Annotated in this window: 15 protein-coding genes; 10 read left to right on the top strand and 5 right to left on the bottom strand. The window is 64.2% G+C overall.

What is annotated here, in order from left to right; genetic code table 11:
* Positions 1–161: 161 nt before the first annotated feature.
* Positions 162–1,322, bottom strand: coding sequence for a Do family serine endopeptidase AlgW (algW, locus tag DMX06_RS10520; RefSeq protein ID WP_110736754.1), 1,161 nt, complete (start codon positions 1,320–1,322; stop codon positions 162–164).
* Between the two features lie 281 nt (positions 1,323–1,603).
* Between algW and DMX06_RS10515 the strand changes: the two genes are divergently transcribed.
* The 3 genes from DMX06_RS10515 (at position 1,604) to cysN (ending at position 5,400) form a co-directional block, all read left to right on the top strand.
* Positions 1,604–2,362, top strand: coding sequence for a Nif3-like dinuclear metal center hexameric protein (locus tag DMX06_RS10515; RefSeq protein ID WP_028689771.1), 759 nt, complete (start codon positions 1,604–1,606; stop codon positions 2,360–2,362).
* Positions 2,363–2,565: 203 nt separating this feature from the next.
* Positions 2,566–3,483, top strand: coding sequence for a sulfate adenylyltransferase subunit CysD (gene cysD, locus DMX06_RS10510; protein WP_011535568.1), 918 nt, complete (start codon positions 2,566–2,568; stop codon positions 3,481–3,483).
* Positions 3,484–3,498: 15 nt separating this feature from the next.
* A complete protein-coding gene (gene cysN / locus DMX06_RS10505; RefSeq protein ID WP_110736752.1) occupies positions 3,499–5,400 on the top strand; it encodes a sulfate adenylyltransferase subunit CysN in 1,902 nt (633 codons plus the stop codon).
* Between the two features lie 105 nt (positions 5,401–5,505).
* Here the strand turns inward: cysN and DMX06_RS10500 are convergent, their stop codons facing one another.
* Positions 5,506–5,985, bottom strand: coding sequence for an Lrp/AsnC family transcriptional regulator (locus DMX06_RS10500; RefSeq protein WP_028689769.1), 480 nt, complete (start codon positions 5,983–5,985; stop codon positions 5,506–5,508).
* Positions 5,986–6,112: 127 nt separating this feature from the next.
* On the opposite strand from DMX06_RS10500, the gene DMX06_RS10495 reads away from it, so the two are divergent.
* Entirely contained in the window at positions 6,113–7,309 is a 1,197-nt protein-coding gene (locus tag DMX06_RS10495; protein WP_110736750.1) for a methionine gamma-lyase, read from the top strand.
* A gap of 24 nt (positions 7,310–7,333) precedes the next feature.
* Positions 7,334–10,024, top strand: coding sequence for an alpha-ketoglutarate dehydrogenase (gene mdeB / locus DMX06_RS10490; protein WP_110736749.1), 2,691 nt, complete (start codon positions 7,334–7,336; stop codon positions 10,022–10,024).
* 112 nt (positions 10,025–10,136) lie between these two features.
* On the opposite strand, the gene DMX06_RS10485 is transcribed toward mdeB, so the two are convergent.
* Positions 10,137–10,574 (bottom strand): YhcB family protein, encoded by a 438-nt coding sequence (locus tag DMX06_RS10485; RefSeq protein ID WP_028689766.1) that lies wholly within the window; start codon positions 10,572–10,574, stop codon positions 10,137–10,139.
* Between the two features lie 135 nt (positions 10,575–10,709).
* Between DMX06_RS10485 and DMX06_RS10480 the strand changes: the two genes are divergently transcribed.
* The 3 genes from DMX06_RS10480 (at position 10,710) to zapE (ending at position 14,051) form a co-directional block, all read left to right on the top strand.
* Positions 10,710–11,345: an alpha/beta hydrolase gene (locus DMX06_RS10480; RefSeq protein WP_110736747.1), complete on the top strand. Its 636-nt coding sequence runs from the start codon at positions 10,710–10,712 to the stop codon at positions 11,343–11,345.
* 25 nt (positions 11,346–11,370) lie between these two features.
* Complete coding sequence (locus DMX06_RS10475; protein ID WP_110736745.1) at positions 11,371–12,720, top strand: tryptophan--tRNA ligase; 1,350 nt, start codon at positions 11,371–11,373, stop codon at positions 12,718–12,720.
* A gap of 236 nt (positions 12,721–12,956) precedes the next feature.
* The gene (gene zapE, locus DMX06_RS10470) at positions 12,957–14,051 is read left to right on the top strand and encodes a cell division protein ZapE (protein WP_110736744.1); all 1,095 of its coding nucleotides are present in this window, start codon (positions 12,957–12,959) and stop codon (positions 14,049–14,051) included.
* A 75-nt stretch (positions 14,052–14,126) separates the two neighbouring features.
* Here the strand turns inward: zapE and DMX06_RS10465 are convergent, their stop codons facing one another.
* Complete coding sequence (locus tag DMX06_RS10465; protein ID WP_181427810.1) at positions 14,127–15,023, bottom strand: GlxA family transcriptional regulator; 897 nt, start codon at positions 15,021–15,023, stop codon at positions 14,127–14,129.
* A gap of 268 nt (positions 15,024–15,291) precedes the next feature.
* Entirely contained in the window at positions 15,292–16,332 is a 1,041-nt protein-coding gene (locus tag DMX06_RS10460; RefSeq protein ID WP_110736743.1) for an NADP(H)-dependent aldo-keto reductase, read from the bottom strand.
* Positions 16,333–16,588: 256 nt separating this feature from the next.
* Between DMX06_RS10460 and rplM the strand changes: the two genes are divergently transcribed.
* Positions 16,589–17,017: a 50S ribosomal protein L13 gene (gene rplM / locus DMX06_RS10455; RefSeq protein WP_008097538.1), complete on the top strand. Its 429-nt coding sequence runs from the start codon at positions 16,589–16,591 to the stop codon at positions 17,015–17,017.
* 14 nt (positions 17,018–17,031) lie between these two features.
* The gene (gene rpsI, locus DMX06_RS10450; RefSeq protein WP_110736741.1) at positions 17,032–17,424 is read left to right on the top strand and encodes a 30S ribosomal protein S9; all 393 of its coding nucleotides are present in this window, start codon (positions 17,032–17,034) and stop codon (positions 17,422–17,424) included.
* Positions 17,425–17,662: the final 238 nt, after the last annotated feature.

Here is a 17,662-nt window from a genome sequence, read left to right as displayed (position 1 = left end):
GGAACTGTCCCCCTGTGGGAGCGGCCTTGTGTCGCGATGGGCCGCGTAGCGGCCCCGGGGATATGTGCTGCGAAGCTGAAAACCTGGGGCCGCTTACGCGCCCCATCGCGACACAAGGCCGCTCCTACAGGGACCGCGCATAAGGTTCACCCTGTGTTGGTTTACTTCTCTTCCTTCGTGGCCACCGGCGCTGGCGGCGGCCGCAGCCCCACCTCGGCCACCAGTTTCAGTTGCTGCCCATTGCGCACCACCTCGATGGTGATCTTCTCGTTGGGCTTGATCCGCGCCACCTGGTTCATCGACTTGCGTCCGTCACCGGCCGGCTCGCCATTGATGCTCAGTATCACGTCGCCCAACTGCAACCCCGCGCGCGCCGCCGGGCCATCGCGGAAGATACCTGCCACGACAATGCCTGGGCGGCCCTGCATGCCGAACGATTCGGCCAGTTCCTGGCTCAGCGGCTGCACTTCGATGCCCAGCCAGCCACGGATCACCTGGCCGTGCTCGACGATCGACTTCATCACCTCCAGCGCCAGCTTGACCGGGATGGCGAAGCCGATGCCCTGGGAGCCGCCGGACTTGGAGAAGATCGCCGTGTTGATGCCCACCAGGTTGCCGTTGGCATCCACCAGCGCGCCGCCGGAGTTACCCGGGTTGATCGCAGCGTCAGTCTGGATGAAGTCTTCGTAGTTGTTCAGGCCCAGCTGGTTGCGACCGGTGGCGCTGATGATGCCCATGGTCACGGTCTGGCCGACGCCGAACGGGTTGCCGATGGCCAGGGTCACGTCACCGATGTGGATGTTGTCGGAGCGGCCGATGGTGATCGCCGGCAGGCTCTTGAGGTCGATCTTCAGCACTGCCAGGTCGGTTTCCGGGTCGCTGCCGATCACCCGGGCGAGGGTCTCGCGGCCGTCCTTGAGGGCCACGACGATCTGGTCGGCGCCGCTGGTGACGTGGTTGTTGGTCAGCAGGTAGCCTTCCGGGCTCATGATCACCGCCGAGCCCAGGCTTGACTCCCAGCGCCGCTGCTTGGGCAGGTTGTCGCCGAAGAAGCGGCGGAACTGCGGGTCTTCGAACAGCGGGTGGGCGCTCTTGTTCACCACCTTGGTGGTGTACAGGTTGACCACCGCGGGCGCGGCCAGGGTCACGGCGTCAGCGTAGGACACCGGGCCCTGCATGATCTTCGTGGTTTGCGGGGCCTGCTGCAGGTTGACGTCCTGGCTGGGCAGGCCGACCCATTGCGGGAAGCGCTGGATGATCAGCATGGCGATCAGCACACCGGTGAGCAGGGGCCAGCCGAAGTAACGCAGAGCCTTGAACATGAATGAATCCTGGGAGTAGGGCGGGGGCCATGTCAGTTCGGCCCGGGGCGAGCGCGCGCGATCATACACGTGAACACAACGATCGGCGACGGGTCTGCGCGATCGCGGGGCAAGCCCGCTCCCACGGTGTGACGAGGTGGCGTGGGAGCGGGCTGGCCCCGCGATGGCTGGGATCCCCCAGGCGACTGCCGCCGGTTCCCCCGAAACCGGCGACGGCCCATAATGGCGGCCATTATAGGGCCTTGCGCCCTGGTGCAACGCCGAATTCGAGGAGATTTTTCATGGCCGTCGCCCTCAATACCCTGGTCGAGGAAGCCGAGCGCTACCTGGGCAGCGCGAAGATCCAGGACTACTGCCCCAACGGCCTGCAGGTCGAGGGCCGTCCCCAGGTCAGCCGTATCGTCAGCGGCGTCACCGCCAGCCAGGCGCTGCTGGACGCGGCGGTCGAGGCCGAGGCCGACCTGGTGCTGGTGCACCATGGCTACTTCTGGAAGGGCGAGAACCCGTGTATCACCGGGATCAAGCAGCGGCGCCTGAAGACCCTGCTCAAGCACGACATCAGCCTGCTGGCGTTCCACCTGCCGCTGGACGTGCACCCGGAAGTGGGCAACAACGTGCAGCTGGCGCGCCAGCTGGACATCACCGTCGAAGGCCCGCTGGACCCGAACAACCCCAAGGTGGTCGGTTTGGTCGGTTCGCTGGCGGAGCCGGTGTCGGCGCGGGACTTTGCCCGTCGGGTACGCGAGGCGCTGGGGCGCGAGCCGTTGGTCGTCGAGGGTGAGCAGATGATCCGCCGGGTCGGCTGGTGCACCGGGGGCGGGCAGGGTTACATCGACACCGCCATCGCCGCCGGGGTCGACCTGTTCATCAGTGGCGAGGCGTCCGAGCAGACCTTCCACAGTGCCCGCGAGAATGGCGTGAGCTTCATCGCCGCCGGGCACCACGCCACCGAACGCTATGGTGTGCAGGCGCTGGGCGATTACCTGGCGCGGCGCTTCGCGGTCGAGCACCTGTTCATCGATTGCCCGAATCCGATCTGACGGCCTCATCGCGGGGCAAGCCCGCTCTCACGATGACCGTGGGAGCGGGCTTGCCCCGCGATGTTTTTTGCCCAAACCCCCAGTCATATCGTTAGATTGTTTCGATCTAGGCAGCCTCCTAAATAGAATCAGGTGCTGTGATAAAGTGGCTCGCTCGAACACGGCCCGCAGGCCGTCCATAAGATCGTTTTTCGTGAGTAGCCATGGTCGACAATCTGACGCACTTGAAACAGCTGGAGGCGGAGAGCATCCACATCATCCGCGAGGTGGCCGCCGAGTTCGACAACCCGGTGATGCTGTACTCGATCGGCAAGGATTCCGCGGTCATGCTGCACCTGGCGCGCAAGGCGTTCTTCCCGGGCAAGCTGCCGTTCCCGGTGATGCACGTCGACACCCAGTGGAAGTTCCAGGAGATGTACCGCTTCCGCGACAAGATGGTCGAAGAGATGGGCCTGGAGCTGATCACCCACGTCAACCCCGAGGGTGTGGCGCAGGGCATCAACCCGTTCACCCATGGCAGCTCCAAGCACACCGACATCATGAAGACCCAGGGCCTGAAGCAGGCGCTGGACAAGCATGGTTTCGACGCCGCCTTCGGCGGTGCGCGCCGTGACGAAGAGAAGTCGCGGGCCAAGGAGCGCGTCTACTCGTTCCGTGACAGCAAGCACCGTTGGGACCCGAAGAACCAGCGCCCGGAGCTGTGGAACATCTACAACGGCAAGGTCAACAAGGGCGAGTCGATCCGCGTGTTCCCGCTGTCGAACTGGACCGAGCTGGACATCTGGCAGTACATCTACCTCGAAGGCATCCCGATCGTGCCGCTGTACTTCGCCGCCGAGCGCGAAGTGATCGAGAAGAACGGCACCCTGATCATGATCGACGACGAACGCATCCTCGAGCACCTGAGCGACGAGGAGAAGGCGCGCATCGTGAAGAAGAAAGTGCGTTTCCGTACCCTGGGCTGCTACCCGCTGACGGGCGCGGTCGAGTCTGAAGCCGAGACCCTGACGGACATCATCCAGGAAATGCTCCTGACCCGAACGTCCGAGCGCCAGGGCCGCGTCATCGACCACGATGGCGCCGGTTCCATGGAAGACAAAAAACGCCAAGGCTACTTCTAATTTCAGGGTTTCCTCATGTCGCACCAATCCGATTTGATCAGCGAAGACATCCTCGCTTATCTGGCTCAGCACGAGCGTAAAGAACTGCTGCGTTTCCTCACCTGCGGCAACGTGGACGACGGCAAGAGCACCCTGATCGGGCGCCTGCTGCACGACTCGAAGATGATCTACGAGGACCACCTCGAGGCCATCACCCGCGATTCGAAAAAGTCCGGCACCACCGGCGAGGAAGTCGACCTGGCGCTGCTGGTCGACGGCCTGCAGGCCGAGCGCGAGCAGGGCATCACCATCGATGTCGCCTACCGCTACTTCTCCACCGCCAAGCGCAAGTTCATCATCGCCGACACCCCGGGCCACGAGCAGTACACCCGCAACATGGCCACCGGCGCGTCCACGTGCGATCTGGCGATCATCCTGGTCGACGCCCGCTACGGCGTGCAGACCCAGACCCGCCGGCACAGCTACATCGCCTCCCTGCTGGGCATCAAGCACATCGTTGTCGCGGTCAACAAGATGGACCTCAAGGGCTTTGACGAGCAGGTCTTCGAGTCGATCAAGGCCGACTACCTGACGTTCGCCGAGGGCATCAACCTCAAGCCTTCGAGCCTGCACTTCGTGCCGATGTCGGCGCTCAAGGGCGACAACGTGGTCAACCGCAGCGAGCGTTCGCCGTGGTACACGGGGCCGGCGTTGATGGAGATCCTCGAGACCGTCGAGATCGCCGCCGACCGCAATGTCACCGACCTGCGTTTCCCGGTGCAGTACGTCAACCGTCCGAACCTGAATTTCCGCGGCTTCGCCGGCACCATCGCCGGTGGCGTGGTGCACAAGGGCGACGAGATCGTCGTGCTGCCGTCGGGCAAGAGCAGTCGGGTCAAGTCCATCGTCACCTATGAAGGCGAGCTGGAGAACGCCGGCCCCGGCCAGGCCGTGACCCTGACCATGGAAGACGAGATCGACATCTCCCGTGGCGACCTGCTGGTGCATGCCGACAATGTTCCGACGGTGACCGACCAGTTCGACGCCATGTTGGTGTGGATGGCCGAGGAGCCGATGCTCCCGGGCAAGAAGTACGACATCAAGCGCGCCACCAGCTACGTGCCGGGCTCGATCGCCAGCATCACCCACAAGGTCGATGTGAATACCTTGGAGCAGGGCGCCGCCAGCGCGCTGCAGCTCAACGAGATCGGTCGGGTCAAGGTCGCGCTGGACAGCGCCATCGCCCTGGACGGCTACGAGAGCAACCGCACCACCGGCGCGTTCATCGTCATCGACCGCCTGACCAACGGCACCGTCGGCGCCGGCATGATCATCGCCCCGCCGGTACTGCCGCACGGTGGCACCGGTCAGCACGGCAAGCTAGCCCATGTGTCGACCGAAGAGCGTGCTCTGCGCTTCGGCCAGCAGCCGGCCACCGTGCTGTTCAGCGGCCTGTCCGGCGCCGGCAAGAGCACCCTGGCTTATGCCGTGGAGCGCAAGCTGTTCGACATGGGCCGTGCGGTCTATGTGCTCGATGGCCAGAACCTGCGTCACGACCTGAACAAGGGTCTGCCGCAGGACCGCGCCGGCCGCACCGAGAACTGGCGCCGCGCCGCCCATGTGGCGCGCCAGTTCAACGAAGCCGGCCTGCTGACCCTGGCCGCCTTCGTTGCCCCGGATGCCGAAGGCCGCGAGCAAGCCAAGGCGCTGATCGGCAAGGAGCGCCTGGTCACCGTCTACGTCCAGGCGTCGCCGCTGGTCTGCCGTGAGCGTGATCCGCAAGGGCTGTACGCAGCCGGTGGCGACAATATCCCGGGCGAGAGCTTCCCGTTCGATGTGCCGCTGGATGCGGACCTGGTGATCGACACCCAGTCGGTCAGTGTCGATGAAGGTGTGAAGCTGGTGCTGGATGTGCTGCGTCAGCGTGGTGCGATCTGAGTATCCGCGTGATCTGAGAAACCCCGCTTCGGCGGGGTTTTTTGTTTGGTTCGGGAGAGCCGGGGCTGCTGTGCCGCGAACGGGGCGCAGCGCGCCCCCGACTCTCTAAATGTGTTTCTCGGAAACGGGAATCACCCGCCGCTCCTTCACCGCCTTGTACGAAAAACTCGAATAGATCTCTTTCACCCCCGGCAACCGTTGCAGCACCTCCCGGGTGAATTCGCCAAACGACTCCAGGTCCCGCGCCAGGATCTCCAGCAAAAAATCATAGCGCCCGGAGATGTTGTGGCAGGCGACGATCTCGGGAATCTCCATCAGCCGCTGCTCGAACGCCAGGGCCATCTCCTTGGTGTGCGAGTCCATCATGATGCTGACGAACGCGGTCACCCCGAAGCCCAGCGACTTGGGTGAAAGAATGGCCTGGTAGCCGGTGATGTAGCCGTTGTCCTCCAACAGCTTGACCCGCCGCCAGCAGGGCGAAGTGGTCAAGGCGACCTGGTCGGCAAGTTCGGAAACGGTCAGGCGGGCGTTGTCCTGCAGGGCGGCGAGTAGGGCGCGGTCGGTACGGTCAAGAGCTGAAGGCATATCTTGCCCTCCTGGTTCTGTTTTTGTTGTTTTTCTTTCAAAACTTGCGCAATCGCGTGGGCAAGTTTGGAAAAAGCGCGGCAGCTTGGTGGCATAAGCTTATAACAAACCACAAGAGGCTGTTGCCATGCGCGACTCCAACAAGAACACCGGTTTCTCCACGCGGGCCATCCACCATGGCTATGACCCGATGTCCCACGGCGGCGCTTTGGTGCCGCCGGTATACCAGACCGCCACCTATGCCTTCCCCACCGTCGAGTACGGCGCCGCCTGCTTCGCGGGCGAGGAACCGGGGCATTTCTATAGCCGTATTTCCAATCCGACCCTGGCCCTGCTCGAGCAGCGCATGGCGTCTTTGGAAGGGGGCGAGGCCGGGCTGGCGCTGGCCTCCGGCATGGGCGCCATCACCGCCACGCTATGGACCCTGCTACGCCCCGGCGACGAGCTGATCGTCGGCAGCACCTTGTATGGCTGCACCTTCGCCTACCTGCACCACGGCATCGGCGAGTTCGGCGTGAAGATCCGCCATGTTGATCTCAACGACATCCCGGCACTGCAGGCCGCGATCACGCCGAAGACGCGGATGATCTATTTCGAGACCCCGGCCAACCCCAACATGCAACTGGTGGATATCGCCGCGGTGGTCGATGCCGCCCGTGGCCACGACCTGAGCATCGTGGTCGACAACACCTACTGCACGCCCTACCTGCAACGCCCGCTGGAGCTGGGCGTGGACCTGGTGGTGCATTCAGCCACCAAGTACCTGTCCGGGCATGGCGACATCACCGCCGGCCTGGTGGTCGGGCGCAAGGCGCTGGTCGAGCGCATCCGCCTGGAAGGGCTCAAGGACATGACCGGCGCGGTGCTGTCGCCCCATGACGCGGCGCTGCTGATGCGCGGCATCAAGACCCTGGCGCTGCGCATGGACCGTCACTGCGCCAATGCCCAGCAGGTGGCCGAGTTCCTCGCCGAACAATCACAGGTAGAGCTGCTGCACTACCCGGGCCTGCCGTCCTTCCCGCAGTACGCGTTGGCCCAGCGGCAGATGCGCCTGCCGGGCGGCATGATCGCCTTCGAGCTCAAGGGCGGGATCGAGGCCGGTCGTCGCTTCATGAACGCCCTGCAGCTGTTCAGCCGCGCGGTGAGCCTGGGCGATGCCGAGTCGCTGGCCCAGCACCCGGCGAGCATGACCCACTCCAGCTATACCCAGCAGGAGCGTGCCGAGCATGGCATCTCGGAAGGGCTGGTGCGCCTGTCGGTGGGGCTTGAAGACATCGACGACCTGCTCGCCGACATTGCCCAGGCCTTGAAGGCCTGCGCCTGAACCGCCACGGATGAGGCCTGCGCGATGGTAGCGATGATGAACCCGAACGAGCCGTTGACGGCCCTGGAAGCCGTCCTGGACAGTGACCCCGAGGAAACCGCCGAGTGGTGCGAGGCCCTGTCCTCGACCTTGGCCCACTGCGGCCCGGTGCGGGCGCGCTACCTGCTGCAGCGCCTGCAGGCCCATGCCCTGGAGCTGGGCCTGGAGCGTGAGGCCCAGGCCTTTTCGGCCTACCGCAACACCTTGCCGGTGGAGCAGCAGGGTAACTATCCGGGCGATCTCGAACTGGACGAGCGAATCACCGGCATCCTGCGCTGGAATGCCCTGGCCATGGTGGTACGGGCCAACCATGCCTATGGCGAGCTGGGCGGGCATATCGCCAGCTATGCCTCGGCGGCGGAAATCTTCGAGGTCGGTTTCCAGCACTTCTTCCGTGGCGAGGGCGGCGGCGCGCAGCGCAGTGGCGACCTGGTGTTCTTCCAGCCGCACTCGGCGCCGGGCATCTATGCCCGCGCCTTCCTTGAAGGGCGCCTGAGCGAGGCGCAACTGGCCAACTATCGCCAGGAGGTCGCGGGCAACGGCCTGTGCTCCTACCCGCATCCCTGGCTGATGCCCGATTTCTGGCAGTTCCCCACCGGCTCCATGGGCATCGGCCCGCTCAACGCCATCTATCAAGCCCGCTTCATGCGCTACCTGCAGCACCGCGGCCTGCTCGACACCTCGGCGCGGCATGTGTGGGGCGTGTTCGGCGATGGCGAGATGGATGAGCCGGAGTCGATCGCCGGCCTGACCCTGGCCGCCCGCGAAGGCCTGGACAACCTGACCTTCATCGTCAACTGCAACCTGCAGCGCCTGGACGGCCCGGTGCGTGGCAACGGCCAGATCATCCAGGAGCTCGAAGCGCTGTTCAGCGGCGCCGGCTGGAACGTGATCAAGGTGCTGTGGGGCTCGGAGTGGGACGCGCTGTTCGCCCGGGATCATGAGCATGCGCTGCTGCGCCAGCTGGCGGCGACACCTGATGGGCAGTTCCAGACCCTCGGCGCCAAGGATGGCAGCTACAACCTCGAGCACTTCTTCAAGCAGAACCCCGCCTTGCAGCGCCTGGTGGCGCACATGAGTGCCGACGAGATCAACGCCCTCAAGCGTGGTGGCCACGATTTTCGCAAGCTGCATGCCGCCTATGCCGCGGCCAAGGCCTGCAAGGGCCGGCCGACGGTGATCCTGGCCAAGACCAAGAAAGGCTACGGCATGAGCAGCGCCGGCGAGTCGCGGATGACCGCGCACCAGGCCAAGAAGCTCGATGTGCAGGCGCTGCTGGCCTTCCGCGACCGCTTTCACCTGCCGCTATCGGACGAGGAAGTGGAGCAGCTGCGCTTCTACCGTCCGGCCGCCGACAGCCCGGAGATGATCTACCTGCGCCAGCGCCGCGAGGCCCTGGGCGGGCCGCTGCCGGTGCGGCGCAGCGACTGCTCCGGCCTGCCCGTGCCGGACCTGGACAGCTTCGCCGGCTTCGCCCTGTGCGCCGAAGGCAAGGAGATGTCCACCACCATGGCTGCCGTGCGCCTGCTCGGCAACTGGCTCAAGGTGCCGGGGCTGGGGCCGCGGGTGGTGCCGATCGTCGCCGACGAGGCACGCACCTTCGGCATGGCCAGCCTGTTCCGCCAGATCGGCATCTACTCGCCCCAGGGGCAACGCTACGAGCCGGAGGACGCCGGCTCACTGCTGGTCTACAAGGAAGCGCGCGACGGCCAACTGCTGGAGGAGGGCATCACCGAGGCCGGGGCGATCTCTTCGTGGGTCGCGGCGGCGACCGCCTACGCGGTGCATGGCGAGGCGATGCTGCCGGTATACATCTACTACTCCATGTTCGGCTTCCAGCGGGTCGGCGACCTGATCTGGGCCGCCGCCGACCAGCGCGCCCGCGGCCTGTTGCTCGGCGCCACGGCGGGGCGCACCACGCTGGGTGGCGAGGGGCTGCAGCACCAGGACGGCTCGAGCCTGGTCATGGCTTCCATGGTGCCCAATTGCCGTGCCTGGGACCCGTGCTTTGCCGGCGAGCTGGCGGTGATCCTTGATCATGCCGCACGGCGCATGCTGGTGGAGCAGCAGGATGAGTTCCACTACGTGGCGGTGATGAATGAAAACTACCCGCAGCCGTCGTTGCCCGCGGACGTGCACGAGGATGTATTGCGAGGCATGTACCGGTTTGCCCGGCATGCGTCGGCAGCGCCTCGTGGCCAGGTGCGGCTGCTGGGTTCGGGCACCATCCTGCGCGAGGTGATCGCCGCCGGCGAGTTGCTGGCCAGTGATTGGCAGATCGACAGCGAGGTGTTCAGCGTCACCAGTTTCAGCGAGCTGGCGCGTGGGGCCAGGGATGCGCAACGCCTGGCGATGGCAGGGGAGCCGGGGGATTGCCACGTGCGCCATTGCCTGCCCGGTGATGCTCCGGTGATCGCGGCCAGCGACTATGTGCGTGCCTGGCCGCAGCTGATCGCCGAGTATGTGCAGGCGCCCTATATCACCCTGGGCACCGATGGTTTCGGGCGCAGTGACACGCGTCAGCAGTTGCGACGGTTCTTTGAGGTGGACCGGCATGCGGTGGTGATGGCGGCGTTGTACGGGCTGGTATGCCACGGCGTGTTGCCGGCGGATGTGCTGGGGCAGGCGAGGGCGCGCTATGGGATTGGCGAGGAGGGGGCGGCCTGGTATCGGTGAGCTGATCTGGGCCGGCCCTGTCGCGGGGCTAGCCCGCTCCCACGGAGTGATATGGCGGGTAGATCCTGCCCACAAAAAAGGCCTCTTTCGAGGCCTTTTGCATGTCATCGACTCAACGCTTGAGCCCGTAGCTCTCGTCGAGCATGCCCGGCGAGTTCGGGGCCTTCGGTGCGTAGTCGCGCGGCACCTCGGCGGTGTCCTTCGGCGGGGTCAGGCGATCACGCGGGCCTTGCGCGGCTTCCGAGTGCAGCGCGGCCAGCAGGCGCTGGCGGGTCAGTTCGTCCAGGGCCAGGCGGTTGGCGCCGTCGGCCAGGTGGTCCTGGACGTCCTGGTAGCTCTGGGTCAGCTTCTTGACCAGTGAAGCGGTGCTGTTGAAGTGGGTCACCACTTCATTCTGGTAATTGTCGAAGCGCTGCTGGATGTCATCCAGCTGGCGTTGGGTGTTGCTCGGTGCCGCATTGGGCAGCAGGCGGGCCAGCGCGAAACCGACGACGACGCCGACAACCAGGGCCAGGGTCGGCAGCAACCAAACAAGGAGCGAGTGTTCCACGAGTCCTTCCTCTATAAACGGCTTTGCTTTACGTTAACGGCTCAGACCTGCGCTGTATACCGCGAGCGATCGCAAATCAGAACAGAATTCCTCAGCTAGACGAGTCGACCCTCCTCGAGGTCACGGAGTAGTGCCTTGCTTATCCGCGAAACACCCTTGTTCATCGATGGCCCTTGCGGCCAGCTGGAAGCCTTGTACCTGGACGTGGCCGATGCCCGCGGCGCCGTGCTGATCTGCCACCCCAACCCGGTCCAGGGCGGCACCATGCTCAACAAGGTGGTCTCGACCCTGCAACGCACCGCACGCGACGCTGGTTACGTCACCCTGCGCTTCAACTACCGTGGCGTTGGCCAGAGCGCCGGCAGCCACGACATGGGCGCCGGTGAAGTGGCCGATGCCGAGGCCGCCGCCGCCTGGCTGCGCGAGCAGCACCCCGAACTGCCGCTGGTGCTGATGGGTTTCTCCTTCGGTGGTTTCGTCGCCGCCAGCCTGGCCGGACGCCTGGAGGCCGGGGGCGTGGCACTGCAGCACCTGTTCATGATTGCCCCGGCGGTGATGCGCCTGACCGAGCAGTTCCCGCTGCCCGAGCGCGTCACCCTCACGGTGGTGCAGCCGGACACCGACGAAGTGGTCGACCCGCAGTTGGTCTACGACTGGTCGAACTACCTGTCGCGCCCCCATGAGCTGCTGAAAGTGGCAGAATGCGGACACTTCTTCCATGGCAAGCTGACCGATCTGAAGGATCTGCTGCTGCCGCGCCTTTCGAACTGAGCCAAGCCTGAATAAGCGAACACCCATGACCACGCGCATCCTCACCGGTATCACCACCACCGGCACCCCGCACCTGGGCAACTACGCCGGCGCCATCCGCCCGGCCATCCTCGCCAGCCAGCAGCCCGGCGTCGACTCGTTCTACTTCCTGGCCGACTACCACGCCCTGATCAAGTGCGACGACCCGCAGCGCATCCAGCGCTCGCGCCTGGAAATCGCCGCCACCTGGCTGGCCGGTGGCCTGGATCCGGACAAGGTGACCTTCTACCGCCAGTCGGACATCCCCGAGATCCCCGAGCTGACCTGGCTGCTGACCTGCGTCGCCGCCAAGGGCCTGCTCAACCGCGCCCACGCCTACAAGGCCTCGGTGGACAAGAACGTCGAGGCCGGCGAAGACCCGGACGCTGGCGTGACCATGGGCCTGTTCAGCTACCCGGTGCTGATGGCCGCCGACATCCTGATGTTCAACGCCAACAAGGTGCCGGTCGGCCGCGACCAGATCCAGCACGTGGAAATGGCCCGCGACATCGGCCAGCGCTTCAACCACCTGTTCGGCCAGGGCAAGGACTTCTTCGCCCTGCCGGAGGCGGTGATCGAGGAGAGCGTCGCCACCCTGCCGGGCCTGGACGGTCGCAAGATGTCCAAGAGCTACGACAACACCATCCCGCTGTTCACCAGCGCCAAGGACATGAAGGACGCCATCTCGCGCATCGTCACCGACTCCAAGGCGCCGGGCGAGGCCAAGGATCCGGACAACGCGCACCTGTTCACCCTGTTCCAGGCCTTCTCGACGCCGGCGCAATGCGCCGCGTTCCGCGAAGAGCTGGTGCAGGGCCTGGGCTGGGGCGAGGCCAAGCAGCGCCTGTTCCAGCTGCTCGACGGCCAGCTGGCGGAAAAGCGTGAGCACTATCACCAGCTGATCTCGCGCCCGTCGGACCTGGAGGACATTCTCCTTGCCGGCGCCGCCAAGGCCCGCAAGATCGCCACGCCGTTCCTGGAGCAGTTGCGCGAGGCGGTTGGCCTGCGCTCGTTCCGCACGGCGGTCCAGGCAAATGCCGAAGTGAAGAAAAAGGCCGCCAAGACCGCCCGCTTCGTCAGCTTCCGCGATGAAGACGGCAGCTTCCGTTTCCGCCTGCTGGCTGCCGATGGCGAGCAACTGCTGCTGTCGCGCAGCTTCGCCGATGGCAAGAGCGCCGGTGCAGTGAGCAAGCAACTGCAGCAAGGTGGCGAGGCCGATGTGCGGGTCGAGGGCCTGAGCTTCAGCCTGTGGCTGGAGGGCGAGCAGGTAGCCGATGGGCCGCAGTTCGAGGCTGCTGAGGCCCGTGACGCGGCCATCGCGAGTCTGCGCGAGGCCCTGGCGCCACAGCAGGACTGAGCGCCCACCCTGTAGGAGCGGCCTTGTGTCGCGAAAGGGGCGCGAAGCGGCCCCAGGATTTCAGCGTTTACGCATCAATTGCCGGGGCTGCTTCGCAGCCCTTTCGCGACACAAGGCCGCTCCCACAAGAAACGTGGAACGCAGGTAATGAGTCAAGTGGTCGCATGTATCATTGCCATCAGGCGGGCCGGTCGCTACAGTGACGGCCCGTTTTTTGTTGCCTCGCTAACGAAATCATGACGCCCCTAGAACGATATCAAGCAGATCTGAAACGTCCCGACTTCTTCCATGACGCGGCGCAGGAAACTGCGGTGCGTCACCTGCAGCGCCTGTACGACGACCTGGTGCGCGCGCAGAACAACAAGCCGGGTGTGTTCGGCAAGCTGTTCGGCAAGAAGGAGCAGACGCCGGTCAAGGGCCTGTATTTCTGGGGCGGGGTAGGGCGAGGCAAGACCTACCTGGTCGACACCTTCTATGAAGCGCTGCCGTTCAAGCAGAAGATGCGCACGCACTTCCACCGCTTCATGAAGCGCGTCCACGAGGAAATGAAGACCCTCAAGGGCGAGAAAAACCCGCTGACCATCATCGCCAAGCGTTTCAGCGAAGAGGCCAAGGTGATCTGCTTCGACGAGTTCTTCGTCTCCGACATCACCGATGCGATGATCCTCGGCACCCTGATGGAAGAGCTGTTCAAGAACGGCGTGTCGCTGGTGGCCACCTCCAACATCGTCCCCGATGGCTTGTACAAGGACGGCCTGCAGCGCGCGCGCTTCCTGCCGGCCATCGCCATGATCAAGCAGTACACCGATGTGGTGAACGTCGACAGCGGGGTGGACTACCGGTTGCGCCATCTGGAGCAGGCCGAACTGTTCCACTTCCCGCTCGACGCCGCAGCCCACGAGAGCCTGCGGGCGAGCTTCAAGGCACTGACCCCGGAGTGCACCCAGGCCGTCGAGAACGACGTGCTGATGATCGAAAATCGCGAGATCCACGCCCTGCGCACCTGCGACGACGTCGCCTGGTTCGACTTCCGCGCCCTGTGCGACGGGCCGCGCAGCCAGAACGACTACATCGAGCTGGGCAAGATCTTCCATGCCGTGCTGCTGAGTAACGTCGAGCAGATGGGCGTGACCACCGACGACATTGCCCGGCGCTTCATCAACATGGTCGACGAGTTCTACGACCGTAACGTGAAGCTGATCATTTCGGCGGAAGTGGAACTGAAGGACCTGTATACCGGGGGACGCCTGAGCTTCGAGTTCCAACGGACCCTGAGCCGGTTGCTGGAAATGCAGTCCCACGAGTTCCTGTCGCGGGCGCACAAGCCGTAAACCAACGCGGCAAACCATCGCGGGGCATGCCCGCTCCCACCGGTCCGTGGGAGCGGGCTTGCCCCGCGATGGTTTTCAGGCTTCCTGCATGAACTGCTGCCGATACTGGTTCGGCGACAGCTCGGTATGCTGGCGGAACAACCGGGCGAAGAAGCTTGCGTCGTCGTACCCCACCTCGTAGCTGATGGTCTTGATGCTCTTGCGCGTGCTCGAAAGCAGGCCCTTGGCTGTCTCGATGCGCAGGCGCTGCAGGTAGTGCAGGGGCTTGTCGCCGGTGGCGCTCTGGAAGCGGCGCATGAAGTTGCGGATGCTCATGCCGTGATTACGGGCCACGTCCTCGAAGCGGAACTTGTCGGCGAAGTGTTCCTCGAGCCAGTGTTGGATCTGCAGGATGATCAGGTCCTGGTGCAGCTTCTGGCCGCCGAAGCCCATGCGCCCCGGCGTGTAGCTGCGCTGCACCTCGTAGAGAATGTCTCGGGCCACGGCGCGGGCCACGTTGGCGCCGCAGAAACGCTCGATCAGATAAATGTACAAGTCGCAGGCCGAGGTGGTGCCGCCGGCGCAGTACAGGTTGTCGGCGTCGGTCAGGTGCTTGTCCTGGTTCAGGCGAATCTTCGGGAAGCGCTCGGTGAAGCTGGCGAAGAAGCGCCAGTAGGTGGTCGCCTCCTTGCCATCGAGCAGCCCGGACTCGGCCAGCCAGAACACGCCACTGGCCTCGGCGCACAACACCGCGCCGCGGGCGTGCTGCTCGCGCAGCCAGGGCAGGACCTGGGGATAGCGTTGTAGCAGGTTGTCGAAGTCGTCCCAGAAGGCCGGCAGGATGATTACGTCGGCGTCGTTCAGGCCGCTGTCTACCGGCAACTGCACGTTGCTGAAGCTGTCCACGGGCAAGCCGTCCGGGCTCACCAGGCCGATCTCGAACATCGGCTGCAGGCCCAGGCCCAGCTGTTTGCTGTAGCGCAGGCTGGCCAGGTGGAAGAAATCCTTGGCCTGCATCAGTGTCGAAGCGAACACTTTGTCCACAGCCAGGATGCTGACGCGCCGCAAGGACGCGGAGGGTTGGGTAAACATCATTGTCATTGTTCTTATAGGGTAGAGTGGTCAATCACCGGCTGGATCGTCTTATTTTTTGGCGATTGTGTCTACCCCGCCAAAGTACGATCTCCATCGCGCGGCAAGCCCGCTCCCACGTATCCGCGCAGTACGTGGGAGCGGGCATGGCCCGCAATGGGGTATCCGCTCAAGGCGCCGGGTTCGGCTGCTCCTGATGCACCGCCTCGATCGCCGCCAGCAGTTCATCGCCCAGGCTCAGCGCCTGGCTGTCGATATTGCTCTGCAACTGTTCGATGCTGGTGGCGCCGATGATGTTGCTGGTCACGAACGGCTGGCGCGTCACGAACGCCAGTGCCATCTGCGCCGGGTCCAGCCCATGCTCGCGGGCCAGCTGCACGTAGCGGTCGCAGGCGGCCACGGTCTGCGGGTTGGAGTAGCGGGCGAAGCGGCTGAACAGGGTCAGGCGGGCGTTCGCCGGGCGGGCGCCGTTTTCGTACTTGCCCGAGAGCATGCCGAAGGCCAGCGGCGAATAGGCCAGCAGGCCGCACTGCTCGCGAATCGCCACCTCCGCCAGTCCCACCTCGAAGCTGCGGTTGAGCAGGTTGTAGGGATTCTGGATGGACACCGCCCGCGGCCAGCCGCGGGTTTCGGCCAGGTGCAGGAACTTCAGGGTGCCCCACGGGGTTTCGTTGGACAGGCCAATATGGCGGATCTTGCCGGCGCGTACCTGTTCGTCGAGTACCTCGAGGGTTTCCTCCAGCGGAGTGAAGATGTCCTGGGGCAGGTGCTGGTAGCCGAGCTTGCCGAAGAAGTTGGTGCTGCGCTCGGGCCAGTGCAGCTGGTACAGGTCGATGCGGTCGGTCTGCAGGCGCTTCAGGCTCTCGTCCAGGGCGGCGACGATATGCTGGCGGTTGTGTTTAAGCTGGCCGTCGCGGATGTGGCTGATACCGTTGCCGGGGCCGGCGACCTTGCTGGCCAGGATCCAGTCGTCACGGTCGCCGTTGGCGGCGAACCAGTTGCCGATGATGCGTTCGGTGGCGGCGTAGGTCTCCGGGCGCGGTGGCACCGGGTACATCTCGGCGGTATCGATGAAGTTGATGCCGTGGGTCTTGGCCAGGGCGATCTGGGCGAAGGCCTGGTCCTGGGTGTTCTGCTCGCCCCAGGTCATGGTGCCCAGGCACAGGGCGCTGACGTTGAGGTCGGTACGACCGAGCTTGCGGTATTGCATCGGGAAGACGCTCCGTGGCAAAGAGGTCCATAAAAGCAGGTTGAAATTTTTCCTGCAATCTGGATAATTCGGCCCCTCTCCGTGTGGCGGAAGTGATGCACCACCACAAAGGGAACCCTTGTCGAACATTGGCGTGCCCGACCCGAGCCCCCAAAAGCGTCAGCGTTCGGCTGCGCGCTTGCCCTTGGCAAGCTGTGCACTATCCAGTAAGATTCGCCGTCTATTTTTCGCTGGGCGGCCTCTGAGGCTTTAGAGAATGAAAACTTTTACTGCTAAACCGGAAACAGTAAAGCGCGAGTGGTTCGTAGTCGACGCCGCTGGTCAGACCCTGGGTCGTCTGGCTACCGAAATCGCTAGCCGCCTGCGTGGCAAGCACAAGCCAGAATACACCCCTCACGTTGACACCGGCGACTACATCGTCGTCATCAACGCCGAGCAAATCCGTGTGACTGGTGCCAAGTCTTCCGACAAGATGTACTACTCCCACTCCGGCTTCCCGGGCGGTATCAAGGAAATCAACTTCGAGAAGTTGATCGCCAAGGCCCCTGAGCGTGTTATCGAAACCGCGGTCAAAGGCATGCTGCCGAAGAACCCGCTGGGTCGCGACATGTACCGCAAGCTGAAAGTGTACGCGGGTGCTGCTCACCCACACACTGCTCAGCAGCCTCAAGAACTGAAGATCTAACGGGATAGTTCATTATGTCGGCGACTCAAAACTACGGCACTGGCCGTCGCAAGACCGCAACCGCACGTGTATTCCTGCGTCCGGGCACCGGTAACATCTCCATCAACAACCGTTCTCTGGACGTGTTCTTCGGCCGCGAAACCGCTCGCATGGTTGTTCGCCAGCCGCTGGAACTGACCGAGACCGTTGCGAAGTTCGACATCTACGTCACCGTTTCCGGTGGTGGTGTCAGCGGTCAGGCCGGTGCAATCCGCCACGGCATCACCCGCGCCCTGATGGAATACGACGAAACCCTGCGTGGCGCCCTGCGTCGTGCTGGCTACGTCACCCGCGACGCTCGTGAAGTCGAGCGTAAGAAAGTGGGTCTGCGTAAAGCGCGTAAGCGTCCTCAGTACTCCAAGCGTTAATACCGCTTCGGCAGTCGAAAAAAGCCCGGTTCCTTTTTGGAACCGGGCTTTTTTTATGTCTTCAACTAACCTGTTTGCTAGTCCGTGGCCGTTTGTCGCATAGACGCAGATCAAGCAAAGCGAGGGTAGTGGCCCGACCAGCGGGTAATCACCTTGTCAGCGTGTGGATTTGTTCCTTACCATTGCGGCCAATTTTTAGTGCCACAGACGTACCTAAGTAGATGCCTGTTAGAACAGG

It is taken from the genome of Pseudomonas mosselii (assembly GCF_003205295.1).
In the GTDB taxonomy this organism is placed as follows: domain Bacteria; phylum Pseudomonadota; class Gammaproteobacteria; order Pseudomonadales; family Pseudomonadaceae; genus Aquipseudomonas; species Aquipseudomonas mosselii_B.
Note: the sequence above shows the minus strand (reverse complement) of the source record. Positions and strands in the feature narration are given on the sequence as shown.

What these genes read in the sequence shown, in the direction of transcription:
- algW (WP_110736754.1), bottom strand. Translation starts at nt 1,322, where the DNA reads ATGTTCAAGGCTCTGCGTTACTTCGGCTGGCCCCTGCTCACCGGTGTG.
- DMX06_RS10515 (WP_028689771.1), top strand. Translation starts at nt 1,604, where the DNA reads ATGGCCGTCGCCCTCAATACCCTGGTCGAGGAAGCCGAGCGCTACCTG.
- cysD (WP_011535568.1), top strand. Translation starts at nt 2,566, where the DNA reads ATGGTCGACAATCTGACGCACTTGAAACAGCTGGAGGCGGAGAGCATC.
- cysN (WP_110736752.1), top strand. Translation starts at nt 3,499, where the DNA reads ATGTCGCACCAATCCGATTTGATCAGCGAAGACATCCTCGCTTATCTG.
- DMX06_RS10500 (WP_028689769.1), bottom strand. Translation starts at nt 5,985, where the DNA reads ATGCCTTCAGCTCTTGACCGTACCGACCGCGCCCTACTCGCCGCCCTG.
- DMX06_RS10495 (WP_110736750.1), top strand. Translation starts at nt 6,113, where the DNA reads ATGCGCGACTCCAACAAGAACACCGGTTTCTCCACGCGGGCCATCCAC.
- mdeB (WP_110736749.1), top strand. Translation starts at nt 7,334, where the DNA reads ATGGTAGCGATGATGAACCCGAACGAGCCGTTGACGGCCCTGGAAGCC.
- DMX06_RS10475 (WP_110736745.1), top strand. Translation starts at nt 11,371, where the DNA reads ATGACCACGCGCATCCTCACCGGTATCACCACCACCGGCACCCCGCAC.
- zapE (WP_110736744.1), top strand. Translation starts at nt 12,957, where the DNA reads ATGACGCCCCTAGAACGATATCAAGCAGATCTGAAACGTCCCGACTTC.
- DMX06_RS10460 (WP_110736743.1), bottom strand. Translation starts at nt 16,332, where the DNA reads ATGCAATACCGCAAGCTCGGTCGTACCGACCTCAACGTCAGCGCCCTG.
- rplM (WP_008097538.1), top strand. Translation starts at nt 16,589, where the DNA reads ATGAAAACTTTTACTGCTAAACCGGAAACAGTAAAGCGCGAGTGGTTC.
- rpsI (WP_110736741.1), top strand. Translation starts at nt 17,032, where the DNA reads ATGTCGGCGACTCAAAACTACGGCACTGGCCGTCGCAAGACCGCAACC.